Origin of the sequence: Nitrosomonas ureae (assembly GCF_001455205.1) — a bacterium.
Taxonomy (GTDB): Bacteria; Pseudomonadota; Gammaproteobacteria; order Burkholderiales; family Nitrosomonadaceae; genus Nitrosomonas; species Nitrosomonas ureae.
Genome location: NZ_CP013341.1, coordinates 2,360,192 through 2,386,090, shown reverse-complemented (window position 1 = coordinate 2,386,090; position 25,899 = coordinate 2,360,192). Strand labels below are relative to the sequence as shown.

The following is a 25,899-nucleotide window of genomic DNA, read 5'->3' as shown; positions in this document are numbered from 1 at the left end:
CTGAAAGCTTGACAGAAAGTGGGCGTCCATGTATGTGCTGTCAAAAATGGAGTCCATCGGTTTAAGCAACAAGCAAATTTGCATAGTATTGCTGCGTAAATTGTGCTGGTGAAAAATAATCCAGCTTTTTCTGTTTTCTCTGCCGGTTATAGAATATTTCTATATATTCGGTCAGTAGTGTCCGGCAATTTACCCAAGATGATTGTATAACAGATTGATCTGTAGAATGAAATGGTATGTTTGGGGGTGTCACCGATTTGAAAGTGAATTTTTTGCGAAACTGGAGATTTCCCTACGTGGCTTCTTATCATGCATTCAGGCAAATTGGTATTCGCACAACTCATGGATTACTTGCCCCTTCACACATTCCGCCGCTGTGTACAGCGTTACCCTTCCAAATATCCCACCAAGACTCTTTCGCATCTCGATCAATTTCTTTGCATGGCTTTCGCGCAGCTGACTTACCGCGAGAGTCTGCGCAACATCGAAACCTGTCTGCGCGCTCACCAAGCTAAGCTTTATCACTTGGGCATACGAGGCAACATCGCCAAGAGTACGTTGGCCGATGCCAACGAGCAGCGCGATTGTCGCATCTACATGGATTTCGCGATGAGCTTGATCCAGATCGCCAGAAAGCTTTACTCCAGCGATAGCTTAGCGGTGGAGTTGGAACAGACAGTCTATGCACTCGATACCACGACCATCGATCTGTGTTTGAGCGTCTTTCCATGGGCGCGCTTTCGTCAGACCAAAGCTGCCGTCAAGATGCATACACTGCTTGATCTACGCGGCAACATTCCAACGTTCATCCATATCAGCGACGGCAAGATGCACGAAGTCAATGTGCTCGATTTCCTGATCCCCGAAGCTGGCAGCTTTTACATCATGGATCGGGGCTTTACCGACTTTGCTCGCTGGTTCACTATGCATCAAGCACAAGCATTTTTTGTAACGCGCGCTAAATCCAGTCTCCTTTTTCGCCGTGTCTACTCTCACTCAGTGGACAAATCCACGGGACTGCGATGCGATCAGACCATTGCATTGACCGCTACGAAGGCCAGCAAGGATTACCCGCAGCACCTACGACGTATTAAGTTCTATGATGCCGAACACGACAAGCATCTGGTATTTCTAACCAACAACTTCGATTTACCTGCACTGACCATCGCTCAGCTTTATCGTTGTCGCTGGCAGATCGAACTATTCTTCAAGTGGATCAAACAACATCTTCGTATCAAGCAATTCTACGGAACCACTGAAAACGCAGTCAAGACACAGATATGGATTGCCATCTCGGTTTATGTCTTGGTTGCCATCGTAAAAAAGCGACTCAATACCGAGACTTCACTTTACACAATCCTACAAATCCTGAGCCTAACTCTTTTCGAGAAAACTAACCTAGATCAATTACTTAAAAATACTGAGATGCAAATGATCACTCACCATAACAACAACCAACTGAATCTATTCAACTAAATTGCCGGACACTACTGATATTCGGTAATCTCCTGGATGGCTTGTTGCCGTGTTTTGAATCTTCTATGATGCACCAGCTCGGTTTTAAGTATCCCCCAGAAGCTTTCCATCGGTGCATTATCATAGCAATCACCCTTACGACTCATGGAAGCAATCATGCCAAATTGTTGCAATACATTCTGGTAATCATGTGCACAGTATTGGCTGCCGCGGATGCCCTTCTAAATGTCAAGCTGCAATTTGTGCGCTATTGATTAAATTATTTCTCTTTCTCAAAGTGTAATATACCTCTCTTGCGATATAACGTTTAAGGCAACGAAGTGCTTCAAGTTTAGTGTGACCCTGAGTTAAACGCTTTTCAACATACTCTTTAGTTCTGGCGTCTATCCGCAATCGTCCTATAGCAATAATATGCAGCGCGCTGTTAGCCGCTCTATCACCCCCACGATTTAACCTGTGCCTATTGACCTTGCCTGATGAGGCAGGAATTGGATTGACACCACACAACGCCGCAAAGCTAGCTTCAGACTTTAAGCGTTCCGGATTGTCTCCTATGGTAATGAGTAGCTGTGCCGCAGATTCATATCCAATGGCTTTGCCTGTAATCAGTTCGGGGGCTAATTCATCAACAATGACGGAAATCATCACATCCAAATCTGCAATTTCGTCATGTAACTCCAAATATCGTCGTGCAAGCGATTTCAATGCAATTTTGTATGCAGTTGATATATCGCGATACCCATTTAGATCCGAGGAATGACACATATGATGGTCGATCTGAGTGAGGGTCAGGAAACTTGGCAACTCCTACGGTACCAGAGCTCCAATAATTGCTCACTCAATGGTTGAGTCAAATCATTATTGAAATCTGGTGCAAGTATTCTTACTATCGCTATGGTGAATCACTTTGCCCGGTTTACGAGTGATTAACGCCATGTTCAACGCACTGATCACCAGGCTTGCTGTCATGGTTTCACCGAAAGACCAGCCCACTACCTTACGGCTGAATACATCGATGACCACGGCCAGGTACAGGAACCCTGCCCAGGTAGGAATGTAAGTCATGTCCGCAACCCATAGTTGGTTGATGCTAGTTGCCTTGAAATGGCGTTGCACTAAATCCGGTGCAGGGCGGTCACGCTTATTCCGATGAGTCGTGATCACAAAGCCTCGCCTGCGACTCACCCCTTTAATTCCAGCTTCACGCATCAATCTGCCTACGCGCTTATGATTGACCCTGACTCCACGATCGGCTAATTCAACGGTAATGCGGGGGCGGCCATACGTACAATCGCTGGTACGGTATATGGCCATGATCTGCTCGATCAATCGACAGTTGGTAATGGCCCGTCGGCTGGGTGTGCGTTTTGCCCAGTCATAGTAACCGCTGTGCGATACACCGAGTGTCTCGCATAGAACACGAGCCGGAAATTGGGCCCGGTTTGCCTTGATGAGTTGGTACACCTTCCCAGTCAATCTTTGTTGTTTGCAAACCAGGCCGTAGCCATTGCCAATATGTCGCGCTCTATCTCCACACGCTTGAGCTTCTTACGCAATTCCAGCAGCTCCTGCCGTTCGTTGGCACTCAAGGAAGCAACACTCGATGTTACAGCCAAAGCAATTGCCTGGTTTGATCTAATTGGTACACCTGCTGCCCGGCACCAGGTTTGTATCGACGTGTAGTGGCAGCCAAATTCCTTGGATAATTGCTTGGGGCATTTGCCTAATGCTACCAATTCCACCATCTGTTGGCGTAACTCAGGTGGGTAAGCAGGTTTGTAGTTTTGCGTCATATTTCTTCTCCTTTAAACAGAACATAATGTGTCCGTTCAATGGGGGCAACTCCAACTCCAGAAGGTATCAATACGAATATCTATTACCGCTGGTCGAAGGGATTTCTGGAAGCTGGGAAGAAGCGATTGGCTGGAGATATTGTTCGTGAAGCAACCTCGGATGAAGTCCGGAACCTGCGTACTGAGGCACTGTATGTCGTCAAACAACATGAGTGCAGTACGTCGGTCTTTCTTGGGGCGATGTACGTCAGCCTCCAATGCCAACAACAGTTTGGGCTCAAATGGCGTTAATTTGCCAGGAATCTTCAGCCTATAGTACTTGACCGCACTGTCGCCGGATGCCCTTAACCATTTCTTGATCGTACTCCGTGACAAACTTGTGCGGCGTTGAATCTCGCTTATCGTTAGATGTTCACGATAAAACATCCGTCGTATCTTTGCATACATAACCATGGTAATCACCTCTTCTTAACCTCTGCTTAAGAAATAAGCAGAATACGTGGATTACCTGGTCAATTTTCGACCGGCGTCAACACTTTGGGGTCTCTTGGCTTGCTCGTCGATTCTTCAACCTGAAAGCGCCCGCTGGCGTATCCTTCCAATCCTTCTGCTTGAGTTATCTATAATCCGAGCAATTTGAACTATTCTAAAAGTGCGGTAACACACCGACTTTATATTCCTTTAGAGAGATCATGATTATTCCTTCTTTCAATTGGAATAAAATCATGTCTCAACACAAAAACACAAACTCAAGTAAATCAGAAGCTGATGATATTATTAAGCTATTAAAAGCTGATCATGCTAAGGTTAAGGATTTATTTGATGAATTCGAAGAATTAAAAGATAAAAGTAATAACACTAGTAAAAAAGAAAAAATTGTTAAGCAGATTTGCGAAGAATTGACTTTACATGCCTTAGCTGAAGAATCAATTGTTTATCCCACTGCACGAGAAACAATCGATGACGATGATTTAATGGACGAGGCAGATGTGGAGCATGCTGGCGCAAAAGAACTTATTTCCCAGCTTCAATCGATGAGTGCTGAAGATAGTCATTATGATGCAAAGGTAACTGTATTGCGTGAGTATATTGAGCACCATGTTAAAGAAGAGGAAAAAAACATGTTTCCTAAGCTTACAAAATCTGAAATTGATAGATCTGAAATGGCAAAAGAAGTCATTCACTTTAAAGAAGATCATAAAGATTCAAGAAATAAGGCTTCTTCTAAAAAAACGTAAATCCAGAATCTCATCCGAAATCCATTGCTGACCGATCTAGCGCAAATCAGAATAGGAAAACAAACTCAAGCCTTGGCAGACAGATTTTCTTATTCTGAATAAAGTATTCCAATACTATTGGAAGGCAGTTGTTACTCATCCCAATTCAGAAACATAATTTACTCAGTCTTTCTTGGCCGTTCATGCAAAATTTCCTCTTCGTGCATTATCATTGTTCGATTGCGAGCTGAGTATAAATTGCTGCTAATAGATCGTGGAATCTTTTTTTGGTTGAGAAGGAGTTACATTATGAAAATTCATCAAATCTACTATATAAATAAAATTTGAAGAGACTGCTTATGCAAAGAAAAATACAAATTTTAGAAAAAGAAACACACAACTGCATAGCGCAGTATTTAATTAATTTAAGAGATAGCTCTACAAAACAAGATTATTTCGCAAAAGCGTGGGCCAATGCAGTTAGTGAAGGGTTAGTCGAAACCACAAACGAAACAGATTATGAAATGAAGTTTGTTTTTAGATAGTCCAGAGAATAATTAAATTTTCCCCTCTACCCCCTGGGGCTGATTTTATCACTTTCATATACATATTGTGGGATGCCGTACAGATAGTTTTTTTCTTTATCTTCATAATTCCGTTTCATTCAATTACTAAACGGAGATGAATATGAGCTATATAGATAAAGATGAATTAGGTATGTATAAAAATACAAATTCTGGTGGGCCAGGGCCCCAATTGATGGGAGCTAACACCCTGCTCGGCAATGATGTTTATAATTTGCAGGACGAAGACTTGGGTGATATCAAAGAGATCATGCTGGATATGAATACGGGGGAAGTAAGTTACGCAGTACTTTCATTCGGCGGTTTTCTAGGAATGGGAGATAAACTTTTTGCCGTACCATGGAGTGCATTAAAATTGGACACCGCCAATAAACGCTTTACACTGGACGCTAATAAAGAAAAGCTAGAATCTGCTCCCGGATTCGATAAAGATCATTGGCCTAATATGGCTGATTCTTCGTGGCAACATACTGTAAATTCTTATTATGGCGCTGATAAGAGATAATAAAACGATCTCGCTTCTAAATCAGAGCATGACAAGGAATATATAGCCCGCTTCGGCGGGTTTTTTATTGCCTTATTCTTATTGTGTGAGAAGACGCGCCGATCCCCCTTCGACAACATTCAACGAGAATAAAGTTTCTAATTAGAGGATATCTGGCTAGGCACTTGTATATTTCGAATCATTTTCTTGCTCAAATTAATCCAGAATCTTCGATACCGCCTGCGCCTCCACCATTCGTGCTCCCTGAACAGCCTCTGAAAGTTCCACCAAAACAAGATCCCCTCGATACTCCACCGCCGCTTACTGAATCTGAGATTACTCATCCTCGGACTAAGACATGAAATTTAGTTCTTTATGTGACAGGCCGCACAGAAAGTGTCATTAATAAAATTTATTCTTAACTTTCATTTCATCATGCAAGGAGTTAAAAATGAATAAATTTACTGCTGGTTCTAATGACAAGAAAAAAGATTCAGAGAAAAGCAAAGCCCCACCTCATAAAAAGTGACTTCTTAAAGGGCTCTTCATTTTGAAGGGTTCTACTGTTTATGGTCGCACCAAGACAGATTTAATTAATTATAAACACGAGTAAGGTATTTCATTTTTCATAAGGAGAATTGATGATGAATAATGACAACAAGCTATTTTGGTTCGTTCTAATTTTTGGGGTATTCATTTTTCCAAGCACTGATGTATTGTCAGAGTCAGATACTGATCGCAAAGAAACTTACGAACCTCAAAATGTTCGGAAATTTGAATCTGGCAGAACTAATCAACTAAAGGAAGATGCGGATTTAAGAGGTAGAACCGAAGAAAACAAGGGAAATTTTGACAAGAATGTACCACGGGGGGATGGAATTGTGCATCCGCCGGCAAAAAATTCTGAATCACCCTTACACAATCCTGATGTACCCTCCGAAGCAGGTTATTAATTACTTATCATTTGATTAGTAATTAGAACGAAATTGCAGAGGCAGATATTTTTCAAGTGAATTTTGAATTTATTTAGAACAAAGGAATCATCTCATGATTAATTTATTAGCTAATGGTTTAATACGTGCGCTTTTATTTATTAGCGTATCTGCCTTTGCCGTGGAAGAATCTCAGATTCAGAAAAATGTTGATGATTCGCTAAAACCAAAACCCGCGCAGGATATTCATCCCATTAAAAAAGATAGCGTTACTAATCAACAAAATTACGATAAGAACGATGCCGGAGTAGAAATTCAAGAGGACATTGACCCTGAAAAGATCGATCCTACAGAATCAAAATAACTATGACAAACCGGCTCCACCTGGTTTTTTTTCCAATCCCTCGATCGTTTGCCTATAGATTGGAAACAGCGCAGATTCTCTACCATTCTATTTATTAATGTAAGGATAGTTATTTATGACACAGTCCACTCCTCCAATATTAAAAAAGAAGTATAAATTCGAAAATTTGCAATTTTCCGACAATGATTATGATGAATTACAGGAGCATCCTGACGACGAGGAATCGCCAGCAGGCATCTCAACGATAGATTTAACACCAGAAGAAGCGCTCCAAAAAAAGATTGTTCCGGATGATGAGAGTCACATTAAAAATAATCCCGTGGAATAATTGCTACCGGAAATTCCGTCCGCTATTTTTTATTAGATGAGTTACGTTACGCCCATACACAGCTATAAAAATTTTCCAATATTCATTTCTTAAACTGCGTGGAGATTTTTTATAATTAATAAAATCAGAATTACTGATAAATTATCACAGCAAATAATTGCGGAATATCCAATTGAACGGGTTGAAAATGATTTAAAGGAAGATTTTTTCGCAGAAGCTTGGGATCATGCAGTTGATAACGGGTTAGTAGATGAATCCAATCGATCAAATTATTCTATGAAATTTGTTGATGATAATACCTCTCAATATGACAGGTAATTATTCATTGTTCTAACTTCCCCCTTCAGCGGTTTATATTTTCTAATGTTGGTTTTCGCACAGACCTTCCCATTGAAATTTTGCATAGTGACAATCTTTGCTTTTCAGGAGAGCTCAAATGCGTTATGTCAATGATTTAACCATCATTTTCTTGGTTTTTGCTTTATTTATGTTTCCAGGAACTCATGTTTTAGCACAATCCTATGACAGTAAAGATCGTTTATATGAGAAGCAGAAATGCGAAAAACTAGAATCCGGTCATTATCATGAAAGAATAGATGGCGGAGATCCATGCGAGACAGATTCTATAGATAAGAAAGATTCAAATGCCAGTAGTCCACCAGAAAAGATAAACAAAGACTCTGGAAGAAATAATTCAACACCCCGCCCTCCATCAGGCACGGAACATTAAGGAGTAAGATTATGAAAAAAATACTGACATTAATCCAAATGATCATTCACCTTGTGTGGAACCACCATCACCTAACAGAATATCACCGGAAGATCTTTCCTATGAAAATCTAATACGTGAAGGTGCCCCACCTGGAAAAAATGTACCCGACGGGATTTTATGATGTTAATTTCGAGATATTTGTAAGCAGAATATCAATTTATGGAAGTGTTTGTATGTTAAAAAAAGTACAGATTATTGAAAAATCTTCAGGAGAAGTAAAAGCTCAATTCTCCCTGAGCCTGGCAGATGATATGTTAAATAAAGAAGACTACATTACAGATGCTTGGAATAAGGCTAAAGCTAACGGTGTTGTGAATGATGATAATCAAGACAATTATAAGATTGAGTTTATAGAAGAAACATCAAATGAATAAATATATTTGTGACTACACGTGACAAACGAAGGCTACCGGATGGGATATAGCAAGAGCAAGCCTTTTGAATCCATCTTATAAAAATAAAAAATAAACTAAAAATCAAATGAGTATGACCTCATCAAGTAAAAGCGGACAACCCACTTAAGCGACTTTTTTCAATATTTCTGTTTCCGCTACATATTGATTGGGGCTTTTGTACCCCCGGTATGAATACAACCACCTATTTTCAGAAGCCGTCGCTATTGGCACGCACTATGCTAAAACTTCAGCATCCTTCCTTACCGCTATTCAAATCCGAGGTATCGCTCTCTAGGTGAATGTCTTGTGACGACGCTATCTACGGTAGCTTAAAAAATTTATCGTGAATGCGGCGTGTGGCACGCCAGACCAACCACACGACAACAGGAATCATCAATCCGGTCAGCAACTCGGGTTGTATTGGCAAGCCGGCCGCTTTGCCTGCCTTCGCCAAATACAACAACAGACTGATGACGTAATACGAAATCGCTGCAATCGATAAGCCTTCCACTGTACTTTGTAAGCGCAATTGTAATTCCTGGCCACGGGTAAGTTTTTCCAATAACTGTTGATTCTGGGTTTCCGTCTGGATATCAACGCGCGTGCGCAGCAAAGCACTGGCTCGTGATACGCGTGCGGAAAGATAGCTCATACGTTGTGCCGTCGCATCCACTGTCGCTATCGCTGGAGAAAGCCGTCGTTGCATAAATTCCCCAATGGTTGGAGTACCTGGTATGGCTTTTTCTCTAAGTTCGCTAATACGTTGTATCACCAGTTTGTTATAAGCTTGTGTCGCCGCAAAACGATAGCCATGTTCAACCGTGGCACGCTCAATGCGTGCAGCCAGAAAGATCAGCGTATCGAGAAGCTCCTGGTCAGAGCTGGCCTTATTCTCGAGTTGCGCTGTAATATCCGATAATTGCTGTTCAGCAGTGGTTAACTCGGGAATAAGGCGCTTAGCGAACGGTAATCCTTTTAGCGCCATTAATCGGTAAGTTTCAATTTCAAGCAGACGCTGCGCAACACGTCCGGCGCGTGTCTCGGATGCATCAGCCGACATAATCACCAGCATGCGCTCAAAACCACTTGGACGCAGCCTGAAATCCGTCACTGCAAGCGAGTATCCTTCTCTGCCCATCAGCGACGCTACCACGCGATTACCGCCAAACCAGTTACGCGCTTGCTCAAGCGTTTTGTCCGCTTGACTTAGTTCATCCTCCATCATCGCCAATTTGATAGCCGCAAAGGTTTTTCCAGGAATTCCGGCCAGCCATCCTTGCGGTAACGCAATATAAGCCAGTAGTTCAGGATCTATCGCACCAAGTTGGACATTTTCAGGCAAGTGTTGTAATAACGCATAGCGTGTAAACTCCGTATGACGCTCCCACCTTAAAACATAATCTTGCAGGTACAATTGTAAAAAATTATTTTGCAATTGCTCCGGCATTAGAGCCTGTTGCCCGGGGAGGCGGCGCAAATGTTCACATTCCTGTTCGCGTGTAATACCCGCATTGATTACAACCACATAGATCACCAAGGCGGGTAACTGGATGCGCTGACTGGGACGGGCATGCACCTCATTGTGCAGCAGTATGCGTTGCGCATCGTTATCAGGCAGCAAATTGGATGAAGGTGTATTAATTTCTGAGTCCATACCCGCGAAAACAATGAATTTTATTGGAAAACCTGAATGTATCAAGGATCCTGTACAAGGTCAAAAATACTCAGAAATGTCACCTCATAGTCTACAATGGTCAATTGATTATCATTGAAAATGTTAGCAACAATCTCCAAGAATTTTCGCACTTCGATTAACAAATTTATATGACGAAAACTAATCTCAATACGCCTATAGCTCCATCACATCTGCAACAGCGAAGTCTTGAAACTGTATGGCATCCGTGCACGCAAATGAAACAACATGAAGCCTATCCGCTCATTCCAGTGACCAGCGGAAAAGGCGTATGGCTTCATGATGCGGATGGCAATTGCTATTTGGACGCAATCAGCTCTTGGTGGGTCAATCTCTTTGGTCATAGCAATGCTTATATCAATGCCGCGATTCGTGATCAGCTCGAGAAAATAGAACATGTCATGCTGGCAGGCTTTACCCATGAGCCGGTTGTAGCGCTATCGGAACGGTTGAGAAACATGGCGCCGGGCACACTCGGGCATTGTTTCTACGCCAGCGACGGCGCTTCAGCAATTGAAATCGCATTGAAAATGAGCTTTCACTACTGGCTTTTGTGCGGGCAGCCGCAGAAAAATCGTTTTATCAGTTTGCAAAACGATTATCATGGTGAAACCTTGGGCGCACTATCAGTCACCGATGTCGCCATTTTCAAGCAAACCTATGCGCCATTGCTGCGGCAGTGCACACACGTTCCAACCCCCGACTGGCGCTACGCAGAACCTGGCGAATCTGCGCATGATTACGCTATTCGCGCTGCCGCCGCTCTCGAGCAGCATGTCGCGGAAAACTACGAACAGATCGCCGCGCTCATTCTTGAACCGCTGGTTCAAGGCGCAACCGGCATGGGCATGTATCATCCGATTTATTTGCAGCGCGCGCGGGAAATATGCCATCAGTACCAGATACATATGATTGCTGACGAAATTGCGGTCGGTTTTGGTCGAACGGGCACTCTGTTTGCTTGCAACCAGGCTGATATCGCTCCGGACTTCCTATGCTTATCGAAGGGCCTGAGCGGCGGTTATCTGCCGCTCTCGGTCGTCATGACCACCGATACAATTTATCAAGCTTTTTACGATGACAAAATAGCCCATGCATTTCTACATTCGCATTCGCATAGCGGCAATGCATTAGCCTGTCGCGCAGCTTTAGCCACGCTGGATATTTTTGAACAGAATCAAATCATTGATGCCAATAAAATCAAGGCAGCGTATCTCAATAAAATTGCAACCGCACTTGCAGCTCATCCCAAAGTCATCAACTTCCGCAATTGCGGCATGATTTGGGCTTTTGAAGTTGAAACAGAAGAGGCGGATTTTGCTGCAACGTGTTTCCAAGCCGGGTTGAAACAACAATTATTATTGCGTCCATTGGGGAGAACCATTTATTTCATGCCGCCTTACATCATCAATGAACAGGAAATGGACTTACTGGTTAATGGCACGCTGCAAATATTGGATACACTCTAATCCACCGATGAAATATATATCATGCAACTGACTTTCTTAGGCGCAGCCGGAGAAGTCACCGGCTCCAGTTACCTCATTGAAACAGGAACAGTAAAATTTCTGGTCGATTGCGGTATGTTTCAAGGCGGACGGGAAGCGGACAGAAAGAACCGTACCGCTTTTAAATTTGATCCTAAAACAATTGACTTCGTATTATTGACTCACGCTCATATCGATCATTCCGGATTATTGCCGCGGTTAAGCGCCTGGGGCTTCCGAGGGCCGGTATACTGCACTACGGCGACCGCCGATTTACTCCATGTCATGCTCAAGGATAGCGCCTATATTCAGGAGAAAGAAATCGAATGGCGCAATAAATCCCGTCGCCGTAGTCGATTTCCACAAGATCTCGCCCCGCTTTATACAGTGACGCAAGCGGAAGCTCTGCTGAAGCAATTACATCGTATTGATTACGATATCGAAATTACCCCTCATCCCACAATACGATGTTGCTTTCGCGATGCCGGACATATTCTTGGCTCTTCCATCATCGAGGTTTGGATAAAACAATCCGCAGGACAGAAGAAAATTGTATTTTCCGGCGATCTCGGACAACCCGGACATCCGGTCGTGCGGGATCCTGCAATTATTCGGCAAACCGATGTTCTGTTGATTGAATCCACCTACGGCAACCGGCTGCATCGCAATATGCGCGATACACTGGATGAACTGGTGCATGCAATTAACGATACCCTGATTCAAAAAGGTGGCAACGTCATCATTCCGGCATTCACGGTGGGACGCACTCAGGACATTCTGTTTCTGTTGGTTGATCTCCATCGGCAAGGCAGGCTTGGAGACATGGAAATTTATGTGGATTCACCGATGGCTCGGGCAGCCACTGAAATCACGCTGCAGCACCTTTCCCTGCTCGATCAGGAATCCGCCAATGCATTGCAATGGATAAACGATAGCGCACGAAAGCCCCGGATACATTTTGTGCAAGACACTGAGGAATCGATGCAACTCAATGACATAAAACGCGGCATCATCATCATTTCAGCCAGTGGCATGTGTGATGCCGGGCGTATCAAACACCACCTCAAATACAATCTGGGACGACCTGAATGCAGCATTCTGATTACTGGCTTTCAAGCTGCGCGAACCTTGGGCAGGCGACTCGTGGATGGCGCCAGACAAGTTAATATTTTGGGTCAGGAAGTTCGAGTCAGGGCAACCATTCATACCATCGGCGGTCTCTCAGCGCATGCCGATCAAGCTGATTTACTCGCTTGGCTTGGACACTTCCAGAAAATGTCCGAAAAGATTTATGTCGTGCATGGCGAGATCAGCAACTCCACTGCCCTGGTAAATGCAATACAACAAAAACTTAATTGGACGGCCAGTATTCCAGAGTATTTGTCGGTAGCTACTCTTTAGATATGGGCGTTATCGGCGCTGTAAATTTTCTGATTGTGTCACAGTAAAATTCTACTATTTGTCTGAAAAACTATTAATTTGGGCGAAAAAATTCATCTCAAACCTAAACTAACAGACACCTAAAAAACGGATAACTGTTTGATCAAGTCGGAATTAGTATAAATAATTCAAGCATAGATCACCTTGTGAGATTTAACTTGGCAATACCAGCTTAGATGTATGCCTCTCCTTTTTGTTTGGTTGTGATATCAATAACATCATCAATTGTAGAGATGAAGATTTTGCCATCACCTAAATTGCCCGTATGAGATGCTTCTGTAATTGCTGATACTACTTTGTCTACTTTAGAATCCTCAACAACAATAAAAAACGTCAAAACATCATTGTATCGTTCAATGTAACGACCCAGCCCTGGCTGGACGTCTCTAGGCCCTTTCCCACGACCCTTTCCAGGGGTTACGGTCAGCCCACCAATTCCTAATCTTTGCAAAGCATCTAAAATGTTTTTTTCTCTGGATGCAAGAACAACTGCCTCTATTTTTTTCATATATTTCCTTGTGAAGATAGTTTAAAAATATACTTCTGAAATACTCCAAATCTATATGCCTCAAATATTACAAACAAAATATACCAAGCTAGGACAAACAACTCAAACAATTTATACCAATTACTTTACAAATTCTTAGATTGTCGGAAGGTAATGAAAGAAGTTAAATTACCTGCGAATAAGCCGGAGGCTTACATTAATTAATACTCTTCGATCCCGACCAATACATACCCGAAGCGCAACTAGCTATCAAAGAAGGCGACGATGGAATCAATATACCAATATCTTTTTCTCAACATCAATCCTCTCAACCCTTTAATCGCCGTTTGGCATGATACTTCTCCACCCATTTCATCAGCCATTGCGGCACATGCTGACGCTTCCATTCCCCCGCCGCATATTTATTGGCTTCCGACCAAGTTGGATAGGTGTGGATGGTGCCCAGAATTTTGTTTAAACCCAAACCGTGCTTCATCGCCAAGACAAATTCCGCCAGTAAATCGCTGGCGTGAACGCCAACGATACAGACGCCGAGAATGCGATCCCTGTCCGGTACGGTCAGCACTTTGACAAAGCCATGCGCGGCTTCATCAGCGATTGCGCGATCCAGGTCCTGCAGATTAAAACGCGTCACTTCGTAAGCGATACCGCGCTGTTTCGCTTCATTCTCCGATAATCCAACACGCGCGACTTCAGGATCGGTAAAAGTTGTCCATGGAATCACCGAATAATCGGCCTTGAGCCGCTTGAAGGCACCAAATAATGCATTAACCGATGCATACCACGCTTGATGAGCAGCCGTATGGGTAAATTGATACGGCCCGGCAACATCACCGCACGCATAAATATTCGGGTAGAGGGTTTGCAGCCAGGCATTGGTTTCAATGGTGTGCTGAAAAGATACCGGAACACCAAGCTCTTCCAGTCCGAAGCCCTCGGTGCGTGCTGTTCGCCCGACGGCACATAGCAGCGCATCAAACGGCAATTCCATTTCCTCGCCATCTGAACTACGCACCACTAAATACTGGGCATCACCCTCTTTTTCGCAGCGTAGTGTTTCAGCGTGCGTCAGTATCTTCACGCCATCAGCTTGCAATGCGGTTTCTATCAACGCTACCGCATCGGTATCTTCACGCGGCAACAAATCGCTGCGGACAATCTGCGTTACACGGCAATCCAAACGCGCAAAAGTTTGCGCCAGTTCGCAGCCAATCGGTCCGCCACCCAATACGATCAAACGTTGCGGTCGCTGCGTCAGTGACCAGATAGTGTCGGAAGTGTAATAGCGTGCCGCTTCCAATCCGGGAATTTGCGGCACAATCGGGCGTGCACCGGTCGCAATGACGATGGCACGCGTGGTCAGTGTTTTCCCATTGACCTCCACCGACCACGGTGAAACGATGGTTGCTTTGCCTTGCAATACCTCAACGCCCAGGCGCGTGTAGCGTTCAATTGAATCATGCGGTTCAACGGTCCTGACCACACGCTGAACACGCGCCATCACATCGGCAAAGTCATAATCCACATCGACCTGTTGAATTCCCAATGACCTGGCATTCTTTGTTTGCTGCAAAAAAGTCGCGGTACGAATCAAAGCCTTCGATGGAACGCAGCCATAATTCAAGCAATCGCCTCCCATCTTGTGGCTTTCGATCAACGTTACTTTGGCGCGCGTAGCGGCGGCCATATATGCGCTCATCAATCCGGCGGCACCAGCGCCGATCACAATTAAATTTCTGTCAAAATGTGCGGGTTTGGACCAGCGCGCATACAGCCGCCGGGTTTTAACCCGCTCGACGGTCCAACGAGCCAGCCAGGGGAACAACGCCAGTACAGTAAATGAAATAATCAGTACTGGCGACATCACATCCGACATCTGCGTGATTGCCGCCAGCTGCGTGCCCGCGTTAACATACACGGCTGTTCCAGCAAACATTCCAACCAGGCTGACCCAGAAATAAGTTATGCTGGGCAGCGTGGTCAACCCCATCAATAAATTGATTAAAAAAAATGGAAAAATAGGCGCCAAGCGCAACGACAATAAATAGAATGCGCCATCCCGTTCCAGACCTTTATTGATTGTTTCCAGATGCCCGCCGAAACGGCGCTGCACGGTATCGCGCAATACATAACGTGCCATCCAGAACGCCAGCGTGGCACCAATCGTAGCCGAGACCAATACCACCGGCACCCCGATCCATATTCCGAACACGGCGCCGCCAGCCAATGTCATTATTGTTGCGCCGGGAAATGATAATGCAGCCAGCATAATATAGATTGCCGAGAAAATGCTGATCACCAGAAACGGTTCTGCTTGATAGATCTGTTGTAATTCTTCATGCCGATCCTTGAGCATTTCCAGGGTAAAAAAACGCTCCAAGCCAAAACCAAAAAATAACATTATCACCACACCAAGCAGAGCCAGTATCCACCAGCGATGTTTCATATTTCTCCTTTTTTCTGATACGGAGTTATTCCAATTTCTTATGAATTTATCCTCTTGCGCCATTGATATACGCAGCTGTCAGTTCATGGCTGGGCGATTCAAAGATATGCCGGCAGCGGCCAAATTCGATCAGCTGTCCGGCATGCCCGCTGATCCAGAAAAAAGCCGCATAATTAGCGATCCGCCTAGCCTGGGCCAGATTGTGCGTAACGATGACAATGGTATAACGACCGCGCAGACGACAAATCAGATCTTCCACGACGCCGGACGCAATCGGATCGAGCGCGCTACAGGGCTCGTCCATCAATAAGATTTGCGGCTTCAACGCCAAGGCGCGTGCAATACAAAGTCGTTGCTGCTGCCCGCCGGACAAGCTGAGCGCGGAGGCATCCAGTCGATCATGAACTTCATCCCATAAACCCACATCGCGTAGCACCTGCTCAATGATTGCCGCTACTTCCGTTTTTTGAGTGATACCATGTTCATTGAGTGGCAAAGAAAGGTTGCGGCGAATGGAAAGTGGAAAAGGCGTGGGTTTCTGGAACACCATACCAACTTGGCGGCGCAATGTCTGCGTATGCGTATCAGGATGATGTATATCCTGATTATTTACTAGAATCTTTCCTGCGATACTGCAGCCCGGGATCAGATCAGTGAGGCGGTTGATGGCTGAAAGAAAACTGGTTTTCCCGCAGCCGGATGGCCCGATCAATGCAGTAATACAACCTTGATAAATATCCAGCGTCACCTTCTCCAGGGCAGCCTTGCCGTTATACAACAAAGACAGATCTTTGACCTGAATCGCTGGTTGCGGATCACAACACGCTGGTCCTGCCTCAAGCGGCCCCAGGGTAAAAGTATTTGATTTATCAGTCCATTGATTGCAATTCATGTCATGATCTTCCTGCGATGCAGACCATGGGCAAATTTCATGGCCAAAACGTTAATGCATAATAACAAACTGACCAACACCAGCGCTGAGGCATAAGCCGGCGTGTCACCGCCAGGCACATTCATGGACAAATCGAAAATATGCAATGCTAGTGCACGTCCTGAATCCAGCAACGAATCCGGCATGCGTTCGGAATAACCGCTGGTAAACAGCAAAGCTGCCGTTTCCGCCAAGGCACGCCCTATTCCCAATAGGAGTCCGGCAGCCAGAACCGGTGCCGCAACTGGAAGTATCAAATGAACCAGTGCTGCCGTGCGTGTCAGGCCCAAAGCAGAGGCTGACATGCGGTAAGCACACGGTACAGCGCGCAGCCCGGCTTCCGCAGTACTCGCCAGAATCGGCAATAACATGCAGGCTAGCGTCAAACCACCGGATAAAATCGAAAATCCCAGTCCCAGATAAATACTGAAAAAAGCATTGCCAAATAATCCGAAAACAATCGAAGGCACTCCTGCCAATACATGCAAACTAAATCGCACGGTCTTGCCGAAAACGCTATCAATCGCCACAAATTCCACCAGCAGGATCGCAGTTGTCCATGCAACCGGCACCGCCGTCAGCACTGCCACCAACAGGATTAATAGCGTGGAAACCAGTATAGATGCGATGCCTCCTGCACGTCCGGTATCGCGCGGGGATTCCATCAGGAATTCCCAGGAAAGATGCGCCACGCCACCCCGCACCAAATCAGTCAATATCCATATAAAAACCGCGCTGACCAAGACAACTGACGCATAAATCAGAAACTGCACCGCACGATCGCGTAAAATTTGCTGCGTATGAATATTTGTCATTTTATGCATGACGTTGCTTCTCCAGCAACTCGACCAAACCCGACAGCGCCATGATCAGCAACATCAAGAGCAACCCCGACACAAACAGAACAGCACGATGGTCACCCATGGCATAGGCGGTTTCCAACGCAATGTTAGCTGCCAGTGTGCGCACCGGATCAAACAATGTTTCCGGATATTGCACCACGTTACCCGCCACCATTAACACTGCCATGGTTTCGCCGAGTGCGCGCGCCGCAGCCAGAATGATTCCGGTGGTAATTCCGGTTTTTGCCGCAGGCAATGCAACACCTTTGATCATCCCCCAACGTGACAACCCCAACGCAGCGGCATTACGCAGCAATTCATCCGGTACAGCCGCCAACGCGGTATAAGACGTCAACGTTACCGTTGGCAGAATCATCATAGTCAGCACCAGTATTCCAGCCAACAGACTTGCACCGGGCGGGTTCCACTGGTTGATCAGCGGTACCAGAGTCGTCAACCCCCAGAACCCAAAAACCACCGAAGGGATGCCGGACAACAACTCTATCAAGCGTTTATAAGCCGTTGCCAGATGCAATGGCGCGTAAAATACAATAAATAATGCGGATGCCAAACTCAACGGAATAGCCAGCAGCAACGCACCAGAACTTGTCCATACCGTGCCTGACAGCATGGGCATTAAATTATAGGTATTCTCCAATGGGTGCCAGGACACATCGTTGATAAAACGGGTGATGGGTAGACTTGATAAAACCGGCCAGGATTCGTGCAGCAGAAAAATCAGAATGAGCAGCACAACCAATGCTGCCAGCATTGCGCCCACACGCAGAATACCGATCAGCAGTTTGTCAGTCAGTATTAGCCGGAACAAAATATTGCGCCCTGACGAGATCTTGCACTTGCGGTGAAGAGGCAAATTCAATGAATTGGCGTGCCAGGCCTTGCGGTTCTCCGGATGTAATCAAATTCAACGGACGCGCTAATGGGAAAATACCTAGCCGGACATTCTCCACCGAAGCCTCCACGCCATCCAAGAACAATAACCGTATCCGCGCACCGCGCCGTGCTTCAAATTCAGCCGCACCGATAGATACGTAACCGATGGCTTGCGGATTGCCAAGCACCGTTTTGATGCCCTGCGCATTATCACCGATGATGACATGCGGTTTGATTTCACTGTTTCTGAGTTGCAAATAGCCCAAAAACAGTTCCAGGGTAGATCGTCCTTCGGCTTTATTAACCACAGTGATACGGGTATTCGTGCCGCCCACGCCACTCCAGCGAGTAATCCTGCCGGAATAAATATCCGCAATCTGTTCCCGGCTAAGGGCTCTGACCGGATTATCAGCATGCACGATGATGCCGACGCCATCCTGCGCGATCACAAACGCATGCAGGTCCGCCTCATCCGGCTTCAGCGCACGCGACACCATGCCGATTGCGACTATTCCTTTCCGTACATCATGAATGCCGCGTGAAGAGCCGCCTGTTTGCACATCGATACGCACGCCTGGATGCTGCGATTCAAACCGCCGCGCGATTTCACCGACCAAAGGCGCCAGGGTACTTGAGCCGGTTAAAACCAAGCGTTGAGAAGCAGATTTTGATTGCGCCTGTAGCTGTGATGCGCAACCAATCGCAATAGCAAAAAACAACAGATTGGCTAATAGAAATCGTAAACTTCGTGACATTCTCATTTTCTCACCCGGCCATCGGCTGCTTACTTCTTATGACGCACTGAATTGCTATGCTATTCGGTTTACGTTCATAATATTTTGCGCAGAGTAATTTCGTATTAAAATCGATCTAAAAAAGTGGCCATGAAAGCCTTGCTATTTGTAACATTGATTTCTTTCTCGTTTACGGTTTCAGCATACAGCTTAATAGTAATTTCATGCCCAATAATCAATTGAACAGATAAATTCAACACAATGAACATGCTATGGATCGTCAAAAAATTAGAAATCCAGAAAGACCCAGAGATTCAACAAATCCAAGAGCATATGATCATTACGGAGGCTCAGATCATGGATAAGAACGTAAAAATATTCTTAATCAAACTGTTTGGCACGTTTGCCGTTCTTATCTTGATTATTATCCTTGGCAAGGAACTTAAATCATCTAAGGGTCTGAACGAATTATCTTATTATGACCCAATGTATTTGCAAAGTCTGGCTAAGGCGAATGAATCGCATGAAAAAGCAGAATCTCCGATTCAACTCATAATAATGTATAGACTGGGTTAGGCGCTAGCCAAACCCAGAATACACTTTAACAAAACTTCACAGCAGCGAATACACCACAGCGGCAACCAATCCGCCGATAATACCACCCACTACCGGCACATAAGCATAACCCCAGTCGCTATCGCGTTTGTTGGTCATCGGGAGGATCGCATGCATGATGCGCGGACCCAGATCACGTGCCGGATTGACTGCAAAACCGGTTGGTCCGCCCAGCGAAAGGCCGATACCAAACAGTAGCAAAGCAACCGGCAATGCATCCAACGCACCCAGGCTTGCATGCGGTGAGACTATCATCATGACGCCAAACACTAGCATGAAGGTACCAACCGCTTCAGTGATGATGTTATTGAATGGGCTTCTGATCGCCGGCCCGGTGCAAAATGCCGCCAACTGCATATCGGGGTCGGTCGTCGCGTCAAAATGCTGACGGTAGGTAATCCATACTATCAAAGCACCCAGCATGGCGCCCAGCATTTGTCCCGCCGCATACATGGGTATGTCATTCCAAGCAAATTTGCCTGCCGCAGCGAGACCGATACTGACCGCAGGATTTAAATGCGCCCCACTGGAAGCAGCTACGGCATAGACCGCGACAAAAAGCGCAATTCCCCAACCGGCTGCAATAGTTAGCCACCCGGCATTATTTCCTTTGGATTTATTCAGCACGACATTAGCAACTACGCCGTTACCCAACAACACTAAAATAAAAGTACCGATTAATTCGCCAAAAAAAGGAGTCATAGTTATCACCTCACCATTGAGTTGAACTTCGGAGAACCTTCGCGGAAATGAGAAAGATTAATGGATGGATTCTGCTTTATAAAAACTTTCTGTCCATTCCGGAATGGTGAATTGATTATCACACAAAATGTACGAGTGAGATATTCCGGCTGAATTGATCTTATTAGCCCGAATTAATGTTCCAATGTTCGTGGTAGTGCATTACGGTTATGGTACGGTAAGCCATGACGATCAGCGAAGATGCACTGCATTCGCGCGAAAGCACCGACAATAGCGTACTGTTTAAAGAAAGTGCGCCGGAATGCAGCGCACTTTGATTGCTGTCACATTGAATCGTAACAATTAACAATAATTGCTGACCTTCAATCCTCTACCGATTTGAACCCTGAGATACGAAAGTACCCTCGTCATTGATCCAGGATTCGCCGGTCACCGTATTGTAGATCGAAGCCGCATCAGTGGCGAAGCAATCAGCCACAACCACATTAGTGGATGTAGTATTAAGATTCATCGTAACCGGAGGGGTAACAGTGATTCCTGGTATGCCTTGGAACCCACTGCTCTGCGCTGTAATATCAAAACACACATCGGAATTAATGATCAAATTGGCTGTATCGGCTGGAACATGCACAGTGCAATGTTTGCTGTTGGAGAATCCGTCCGCAAAAGATTGAATTGGGTTGGGAATACCAGGAATATCTATCGAAATTCCGTTAATTCTTGACGATGAGTTGGTCGTCGAAGTCGTCAACACGGAAATTCCTGTTTCGGTCGGCTGCGAAGGTGTTGAGCAAAAATTATTATTGTTAGGTAATGCCACACAAGCCCCCCCCGTACTGATGTTGACGACATTGCCGCTTTGCGTATAAGTCAACCCAGCGGGTGCACCCGAGGTATCACATCCCGGAATACTGGTGTTTCCGCCGCTATCGATGATTTGCGCAATTAATTCCGGCACGCCCGCGACTCGGGTCGGCGTAGATCCATAAGGCCCGCCTAATACGTAAGCGCTATTATCTCCCCTGTTCACCCCTGCATAAATGCCGGTCTCCGGATAAAACCGATATATCCATGGATCTATGTTTTGTGTCACTTGGTGACTTGGGAAAAGATCCCGATAGGTATTTTCAGCCCAATTCAGCAGCGTCTCGGTATCGCTGTTGATGTCAGCCGATGCAAAATGCGCACCGCCCATCAGCGTAACCGTGCAAGTGGATAGAATAAATTTCTTGATTGACTGTTTCATAAATAATCCCCCTAAGTGTCAGTATGACTTGAAAAGCATATCACAACTCAGATTGACTCTGAGTGCAGCTTAAAGGTATTTTAATAGAATCTGTAGCGCTTCCTTATCTCATGCAAGAAAGGATATGATTCGGAGGTAAAGAAAAATAATAATCCAAAATAAAAAACCCGCCACTTGACGGGGTTTTATGATAGTTAAATTTTTCGGTTATACATTTCGCTTTTTCTGGCACGCGACTAAACTGAGCAGCCCTAATCCGGCCAACAGCATCGCATACGTTTCCGGTTCCGGAATTGCGGCCGTAAGCGTATCGAATGCTACGCCGCCAAAGATTGCGACATCGCCCTTGGTTGAATTTGGATTGTGCAGGCCGAGTTGCACCACTCTTAAAGAATGCGCCAAAGAATCCAATCCAGTCACCATCAGAATTCTATTACCGGTTTGAAACATATCGTAGGTACCCACATCGATGCCATCGACAAAGAACTGTGCAAAGCCATCGTTATGATCTCCTGCCATCACAAAACCGATACTAGTGCTGCTCACTGAGAATGTCGTGGTTGCCTCGCTCGTTCCGGGTATTCCCGCAGCTGAATTATCAAACAACCATAATTCACGTATACCCAGCCCTCCCCTGGGACCATCACCCGAAGCTTCCCATTCAATTCCACCCTGTCCGGCGTTTTTATATTCAAGCACCGTTTTTCCATTGATATGCAATGGATTGCCGCTCTTTTCCGCTGTTTCTAGCGGTATCCAGTCGATCGTTAAGGCTGACACATGCGAACTGATCAACAGCAGTGTAATTCCCAGTATTCGTATCATGCTTCAATTCCCCATCACAGATTTTGAGCCAATTAATATCAAGCGGTTATAATTGCTACATTATCAGCGCGTACAGATAGGCTTAATTCTTAGAATAAAGGGGTGATTCTTCCTCAAATACGGGAATTATCAGTAAGAGGATAAGATAATGAGAACCTCAAAGGTGCAATTGCAGCCTACGCAACAATGCTTATTTTACGATCCGGAATATTAACAATAGCCGACCACGGCTAACCCTGTGCCTTGGTAAAGATAAAGGATTATTTTCTGCGTTTTTCCACTGCAGTGGCAAGCTGATGAAGTACTTGCTCGGTCGTATCAAAACCTATGCAGCCATCCGTAATACTCTGCCCATAAACCAATTCCTCGCGTTTTTTCCCGTCAGCTTTTTGGTAACCTTCAACCAAATGACTTTCGATCATCACACCGCAGATGGCACGGGTTCCATTGGCAATCTGCCCGGCCACATTAGAAGCTACCTCTGTCTGACGGCGGAAATCTTTGTGACTGTTCGCGTGACTGAAATCAATCATCAATTGTTGTGGCAGCTTGGCTTTTTTTAACGCTTCAACTGCAGAAGCGAGGCTATCGGCATCATAGTTCGGCTTACTTCCGCCGCGCAAAATGATATGACAATCCTCATTGCCTTTGGTAGCAAAAATAGCGGTGTGCCCTTCTTTGGTAACCGAAAGAAAATGATGCGGACGCGAAGCTGCGCTGATCGCATCAATCGCAATATTTAAATTGCCGTATGTGCCATTTTTAAAGCCTATCGGACACGATACGCCGGAAGCCAATTCGCGATGACCCTGGCTTTCGGTGGTGCGTGCACCGATGGCCCCCCAGCTGATGAGATCCGATAAGTATTGCGGGCTAATCAGATCAAGATACTCGGTTGCAGAGGGCATGCCAATGGTGTTTAAATCCAGCAACAAACGACGCGCCATTCTGAGTCCTTTATTGATGTGAAAACTATTATCCAAATCAGGATCATTGATTAACCCTTTCCAACCGATGGTTGTGCGCGGTTTTTCGAAATACACACGCATCACGATATGCAACTGTTGCTTAAGCACCTCGCGCAAATGCTTCAAACGTGCTGCATACTCCAACGCTGCATCGACATCGTGAATGGAACAGGGTCCAACCACGACCAGCAATCGATCGTCTTCACCGTGCAAAATCTGATGAGTCGCTTGCCGCGCTGCGTAAACGGTTTCAGTTGCGATTTCCGTCATGGGATATTCGCGATGGAGATCTACTGGCGGAGTAAGCTCGTGAACACCGATAATGCGCAAATCATCGGTTTGGTATTTCATAGAAAAATCCTTTTTGAGTGATCTATACAAGTATTGAAAAGCAAAGATTCATGTTGTTACAAACAGCGCAACGCAAGAAAATAGCGCGTATTTTAACCTAAGCATGCACTATTTTATTTAAAGGATTTCAAGATATTTCAACTCGCTCGAAATAACACTTGTTAAGCACTTTCTTAGGTAAAAGCTTTTCTCCAGCAAATTCATCACAGATCATTAAAGTATGTCATGCTTGTTAGCATCGTTAAGATCCAAAGGTTGCTTGTCAAAAATGTCCTGCTTAGACGTAATCGTGTTACGCTTTTTATTTGTAACAGACTTGACAGGCCACTGAATAAGTTAGTGGCCTAGTTTGTATTGCATCATAAACTCCAACACTGAAAATTCCTGAAAAATGAACCTGAATATTCATCCCATCATCCTCTCCGGAGGTAGCGGCACCCGATTGTGGCCATTGTCCCGGGCCAATTATCCCAAACAGTTGCTCCCGCTTGTGGGTAAAGAAACCATGTTACAAGTCACCCTTGGTCGGGCTGCAGGATTGGAGAATGTGCAAGCGCCGATATTGGTGTGTAATTCCGAGCATCGATTTCTGATCCAGGAGCAATGTGAAGCAATCAATATTAAACCGGAAGCAATTTATCTCGAATCAATCGGACGCAACACTGCGCCGGCTATTGCACTTGCGGCTTTTCATTTGACCCAAATCGACGAAAATGCCCTGATGCTCATTCTCCCTGCCGATCATGTCATCGATGATCAGGATGCGTTTGCGCAAGCTGTAGAAACAGCGAAGATCGCCGCTCAGGAAGAATATCTGGTGACTTTCGGCATCACCCCCTCTTCGCCGGAGACCGGCTACGGTTATATTAAAACCGGTGATGCGATTAAATTTAAAGCACCACCCGTGCTCACCGCTTACCGCATTCAATCCTTTTTTGAGAAACCCAACCTGGAAACCGCAACCGCTTATCTACAGGAAGGGGGTTATATGTGGAATAGCGGGATGTTTGTTTTCACAGCCAAGAATTATTTGCAAGAACTGCAACGGCATCAACCGCACATTTTCACTGCCGTTCATCAAGCCTGGCTGGAAAGAACCACGGATCTTGGTTTTATTTTGCCGGATAAAGATGCATTTACTGCTTCCCCATCGGATTCGATTGACTACGCGATCATGCAGGTAACCAGTCGTGCCGCTGTGGTACCCGCACAGTTCGGCTGGAACGATGTCGGATCCTGGGATTCTCTGTGGAAAATTGCACCCAAGAATAGCGATGGCAATTTTATCAGCGGCGATACCCTGGTACTGAATACTCAAAAAAGTTATATTCGCGCAGAAAATCGCTTGGTTACTGTCATCGGACTGGATGACATCATTGTGATCGAAACAGCCGACGCCGTGCTGGTCATGCACAAGAGCAAAACGCAGCAATTGAAGGATGCAATACAACATCTTGAGCTCAATCAACGCAAGGAGCATCTCGAGCATCTACGAATCCATCGCCCGTGGGGCTGGTATGAAGGGATCGATAAAGGCGAGCGTTTTCAGGTTAAGCGTATCATGGTCAAGCCCGGCGAAAAACTATCCCTGCAAATGCATCACCATCGTGCCGAACACTGGGTTGTGGTCAGTGGCACCGCTAAAGTCATCGTGGAAAATAAAGAAACTTTATTTACCGAAAATCAATCGACGTATATTCCCTTGGGTAAAATGCACCGCTTGGAAAATCCCGGTAAGATTCCGCTGCATTTGATCGAAGTGCAATCCGGCAGTTATCTCGGGGAGGATGACATTTTAAGATTTGAAGACTCTTACGGTCGAATTATCTCGTCAGAACAAGAATAGAACTTAGGAGTGGGTTAATGATGCAA

General features: G+C 45.3%; 27 protein-coding genes and 3 pseudogenes. 13 read left to right on the top strand and 17 right to left on the bottom strand.

Annotated elements, in window-relative coordinates; genetic code table 11:
• Positions 1 to 61: 61 nt before the first annotated feature.
• Positions 62 to 184: pseudogene (locus ATY38_RS16955) on the bottom strand (IS3 family transposase); the annotation flags it as partial.
• Positions 185 to 309: 125 nt separating this feature from the next.
• Between ATY38_RS16955 and ATY38_RS10935 the strand changes: the two are divergent.
• A complete protein-coding gene (locus tag ATY38_RS10935) occupies positions 310 to 1,476 on the top strand; it encodes an IS4 family transposase (RefSeq protein WP_062558265.1) in 1,167 nt (388 codons plus the stop codon).
• Positions 1,477 to 1,493: 17 nt separating this feature from the next.
• Here ATY38_RS10935 and ATY38_RS10930 read toward each other — a convergent pair.
• The 5 genes and pseudogenes from ATY38_RS10930 to ATY38_RS16595 all read right to left on the bottom strand — a co-directional run.
• Positions 1,494 to 1,688 (bottom strand): annotated as a pseudogene (locus ATY38_RS10930) (IS3 family transposase); the annotation flags it as partial.
• A 16-nt stretch (positions 1,689 to 1,704) separates the two neighbouring features.
• A pseudogene (locus ATY38_RS10925) lies at positions 1,705 to 2,193 on the bottom strand (transposase); the annotation flags it as partial.
• A gap of 141 nt (positions 2,194 to 2,334) precedes the next feature.
• Complete coding sequence (locus ATY38_RS10920) at positions 2,335 to 2,952, bottom strand: IS3 family transposase (protein WP_158441772.1); 618 nt, start codon at positions 2,950 to 2,952, stop codon at positions 2,335 to 2,337.
• Positions 2,949 to 3,269 carry a transposase gene (locus tag ATY38_RS10915; RefSeq protein ID WP_062559326.1) on the bottom strand — a complete coding sequence of 107 codons (321 nt, stop codon included), beginning with the start codon at positions 3,267 to 3,269 and terminating at the stop codon, positions 2,949 to 2,951. Before ATY38_RS10915 ends, ATY38_RS10920 begins: the two co-directional genes overlap by 4 nt.
• A 36-nt stretch (positions 3,270 to 3,305) precedes the next feature.
• A complete protein-coding gene (locus tag ATY38_RS16595) occupies positions 3,306 to 3,722 on the bottom strand; it encodes a hypothetical protein (protein ID WP_235590447.1) in 417 nt (138 codons plus the stop codon).
• A gap of 272 nt (positions 3,723 to 3,994) precedes the next feature.
• Here ATY38_RS16595 and ATY38_RS10905 point away from each other — a divergent pair, with 272 nt between their 5' ends.
• The 8 genes from ATY38_RS10905 to ATY38_RS10870 all read left to right on the top strand — a co-directional run bounded on the left by ATY38_RS10905 (position 3,995) and on the right by ATY38_RS10870 (position 8,324).
• Entirely contained in the window at positions 3,995 to 4,507 is a 513-nt protein-coding gene (locus ATY38_RS10905) for a hemerythrin domain-containing protein (RefSeq protein WP_062559325.1), read from the top strand.
• 338 nt (positions 4,508 to 4,845) lie between these two features.
• Positions 4,846 to 5,031: a hypothetical protein gene (locus ATY38_RS10900; protein ID WP_062559324.1), complete on the top strand. Its 186-nt coding sequence runs from the start codon at positions 4,846 to 4,848 to the stop codon at positions 5,029 to 5,031.
• A gap of 142 nt (positions 5,032 to 5,173) precedes the next feature.
• Entirely contained in the window at positions 5,174 to 5,575 is a 402-nt protein-coding gene (locus ATY38_RS10895; RefSeq protein WP_062559323.1) for a PRC-barrel domain-containing protein, read from the top strand.
• Positions 5,576 to 6,195: 620 nt separating this feature from the next.
• The gene (locus tag ATY38_RS10890) at positions 6,196 to 6,507 is read left to right on the top strand and encodes a hypothetical protein (protein ID WP_110381661.1); all 312 of its coding nucleotides are present in this window, start codon (positions 6,196 to 6,198) and stop codon (positions 6,505 to 6,507) included.
• 94 nt (positions 6,508 to 6,601) lie between these two features.
• Positions 6,602 to 6,850, top strand: a complete 249-nt coding sequence (locus tag ATY38_RS10885; protein ID WP_062559321.1) for a hypothetical protein — start codon at positions 6,602 to 6,604, stop codon at positions 6,848 to 6,850.
• A 115-nt stretch (positions 6,851 to 6,965) separates the two neighbouring features.
• Positions 6,966 to 7,178, top strand: a complete 213-nt coding sequence (locus tag ATY38_RS10880) for a hypothetical protein (protein WP_062559320.1) — start codon at positions 6,966 to 6,968, stop codon at positions 7,176 to 7,178.
• A 436-nt stretch (positions 7,179 to 7,614) separates the two neighbouring features.
• Positions 7,615 to 7,908, top strand: coding sequence for a hypothetical protein (locus ATY38_RS10875; protein ID WP_062559319.1), 294 nt, complete (start codon positions 7,615 to 7,617; stop codon positions 7,906 to 7,908).
• A 215-nt stretch (positions 7,909 to 8,123) separates the two neighbouring features.
• Positions 8,124 to 8,324 (top strand): hypothetical protein, encoded by a 201-nt coding sequence (locus ATY38_RS10870; protein ID WP_097106007.1) that lies wholly within the window; start codon positions 8,124 to 8,126, stop codon positions 8,322 to 8,324.
• A 340-nt stretch (positions 8,325 to 8,664) separates the two neighbouring features.
• On the opposite strand, the gene ATY38_RS10865 is transcribed toward ATY38_RS10870, so the two are convergent.
• Positions 8,665 to 9,999, bottom strand: a complete 1,335-nt coding sequence (locus tag ATY38_RS10865; RefSeq protein WP_062560182.1) for a DUF3422 family protein — start codon at positions 9,997 to 9,999, stop codon at positions 8,665 to 8,667.
• Between the two features lie 170 nt (positions 10,000 to 10,169).
• On the opposite strand from ATY38_RS10865, the gene bioA reads away from it, so the two are divergent.
• Both bioA and ATY38_RS10855 read left to right on the top strand, forming a co-directional pair.
• Positions 10,170 to 11,507: an adenosylmethionine--8-amino-7-oxononanoate transaminase gene (gene bioA / locus ATY38_RS10860; protein WP_062559317.1), complete on the top strand. Its 1,338-nt coding sequence runs from the start codon at positions 10,170 to 10,172 to the stop codon at positions 11,505 to 11,507.
• Positions 11,508 to 11,528: 21 nt separating this feature from the next.
• Positions 11,529 to 12,926 carry an MBL fold metallo-hydrolase RNA specificity domain-containing protein gene (locus tag ATY38_RS10855; protein ID WP_062559316.1) on the top strand — a complete coding sequence of 466 codons (1,398 nt, stop codon included), beginning with the start codon at positions 11,529 to 11,531 and terminating at the stop codon, positions 12,924 to 12,926.
• 211 nt (positions 12,927 to 13,137) lie between these two features.
• Here the strand turns inward: ATY38_RS10855 and ATY38_RS10850 are convergent, their stop codons facing one another.
• The 6 genes from ATY38_RS10850 to ATY38_RS10825 form a co-directional block, all read right to left on the bottom strand.
• Positions 13,138 to 13,473: a P-II family nitrogen regulator gene (locus ATY38_RS10850; protein ID WP_062559315.1), complete on the bottom strand. Its 336-nt coding sequence runs from the start codon at positions 13,471 to 13,473 to the stop codon at positions 13,138 to 13,140.
• A gap of 307 nt (positions 13,474 to 13,780) precedes the next feature.
• A complete protein-coding gene (locus ATY38_RS10845; protein ID WP_062559314.1) occupies positions 13,781 to 15,919 on the bottom strand; it encodes an FAD-dependent oxidoreductase in 2,139 nt (712 codons plus the stop codon).
• 46 nt (positions 15,920 to 15,965) lie between these two features.
• Positions 15,966 to 16,811, bottom strand: coding sequence for a phosphate ABC transporter ATP-binding protein (locus tag ATY38_RS10840; protein WP_074702158.1), 846 nt, complete (start codon positions 16,809 to 16,811; stop codon positions 15,966 to 15,968).
• The gene (pstA, locus tag ATY38_RS10835; protein WP_062559313.1) at positions 16,808 to 17,674 is read right to left on the bottom strand and encodes a phosphate ABC transporter permease PstA; all 867 of its coding nucleotides are present in this window, start codon (positions 17,672 to 17,674) and stop codon (positions 16,808 to 16,810) included. The genes ATY38_RS10840 and pstA overlap by 4 nt, the downstream gene beginning before the upstream one ends.
• Entirely contained in the window at positions 17,667 to 18,521 is an 855-nt protein-coding gene (gene pstC / locus ATY38_RS10830; protein ID WP_235590259.1) for a phosphate ABC transporter permease subunit PstC, read from the bottom strand. The genes pstA and pstC overlap by 8 nt, the downstream gene beginning before the upstream one ends.
• Complete coding sequence (locus ATY38_RS10825; RefSeq protein ID WP_062559312.1) at positions 18,499 to 19,341, bottom strand: phosphate ABC transporter substrate-binding protein; 843 nt, start codon at positions 19,339 to 19,341, stop codon at positions 18,499 to 18,501. The genes pstC and ATY38_RS10825 overlap by 23 nt, the downstream gene beginning before the upstream one ends.
• A gap of 336 nt (positions 19,342 to 19,677) precedes the next feature.
• Here ATY38_RS10825 and ATY38_RS10820 point away from each other — a divergent pair, with 336 nt between their 5' ends.
• Positions 19,678 to 19,896 (top strand): hypothetical protein, encoded by a 219-nt coding sequence (locus ATY38_RS10820; RefSeq protein ID WP_143023511.1) that lies wholly within the window; start codon positions 19,678 to 19,680, stop codon positions 19,894 to 19,896.
• Between the two features lie 36 nt (positions 19,897 to 19,932).
• Here ATY38_RS10820 and ATY38_RS10815 read toward each other — a convergent pair whose 3' ends face one another.
• The 4 genes from ATY38_RS10815 to aroG all read right to left on the bottom strand — a co-directional run bounded on the left by ATY38_RS10815 (position 19,933) and on the right by aroG (position 24,027).
• The gene (locus tag ATY38_RS10815; protein ID WP_062559310.1) at positions 19,933 to 20,637 is read right to left on the bottom strand and encodes an MIP/aquaporin family protein; all 705 of its coding nucleotides are present in this window, start codon (positions 20,635 to 20,637) and stop codon (positions 19,933 to 19,935) included.
• A gap of 370 nt (positions 20,638 to 21,007) precedes the next feature.
• On the bottom strand, positions 21,008 to 21,883 hold the full coding sequence (locus ATY38_RS10810) for a hypothetical protein (protein WP_062559309.1): 876 nt from the start codon (positions 21,881 to 21,883) through the stop codon (positions 21,008 to 21,010).
• A gap of 207 nt (positions 21,884 to 22,090) precedes the next feature.
• The gene (locus tag ATY38_RS10805; protein WP_062559308.1) at positions 22,091 to 22,708 is read right to left on the bottom strand and encodes a PEP-CTERM sorting domain-containing protein; all 618 of its coding nucleotides are present in this window, start codon (positions 22,706 to 22,708) and stop codon (positions 22,091 to 22,093) included.
• Between the two features lie 260 nt (positions 22,709 to 22,968).
• A complete protein-coding gene (gene aroG / locus ATY38_RS10800) occupies positions 22,969 to 24,027 on the bottom strand; it encodes a 3-deoxy-7-phosphoheptulonate synthase AroG (RefSeq protein WP_062559307.1) in 1,059 nt (352 codons plus the stop codon).
• A 391-nt stretch (positions 24,028 to 24,418) separates the two neighbouring features.
• On the opposite strand from aroG, the gene ATY38_RS10795 reads away from it, so the two are divergent.
• The gene (locus ATY38_RS10795; RefSeq protein ID WP_062559306.1) at positions 24,419 to 25,873 is read left to right on the top strand and encodes a mannose-1-phosphate guanylyltransferase/mannose-6-phosphate isomerase; all 1,455 of its coding nucleotides are present in this window, start codon (positions 24,419 to 24,421) and stop codon (positions 25,871 to 25,873) included.
• The last annotated feature ends 26 nt before the right edge of the window (positions 25,874 to 25,899 follow it).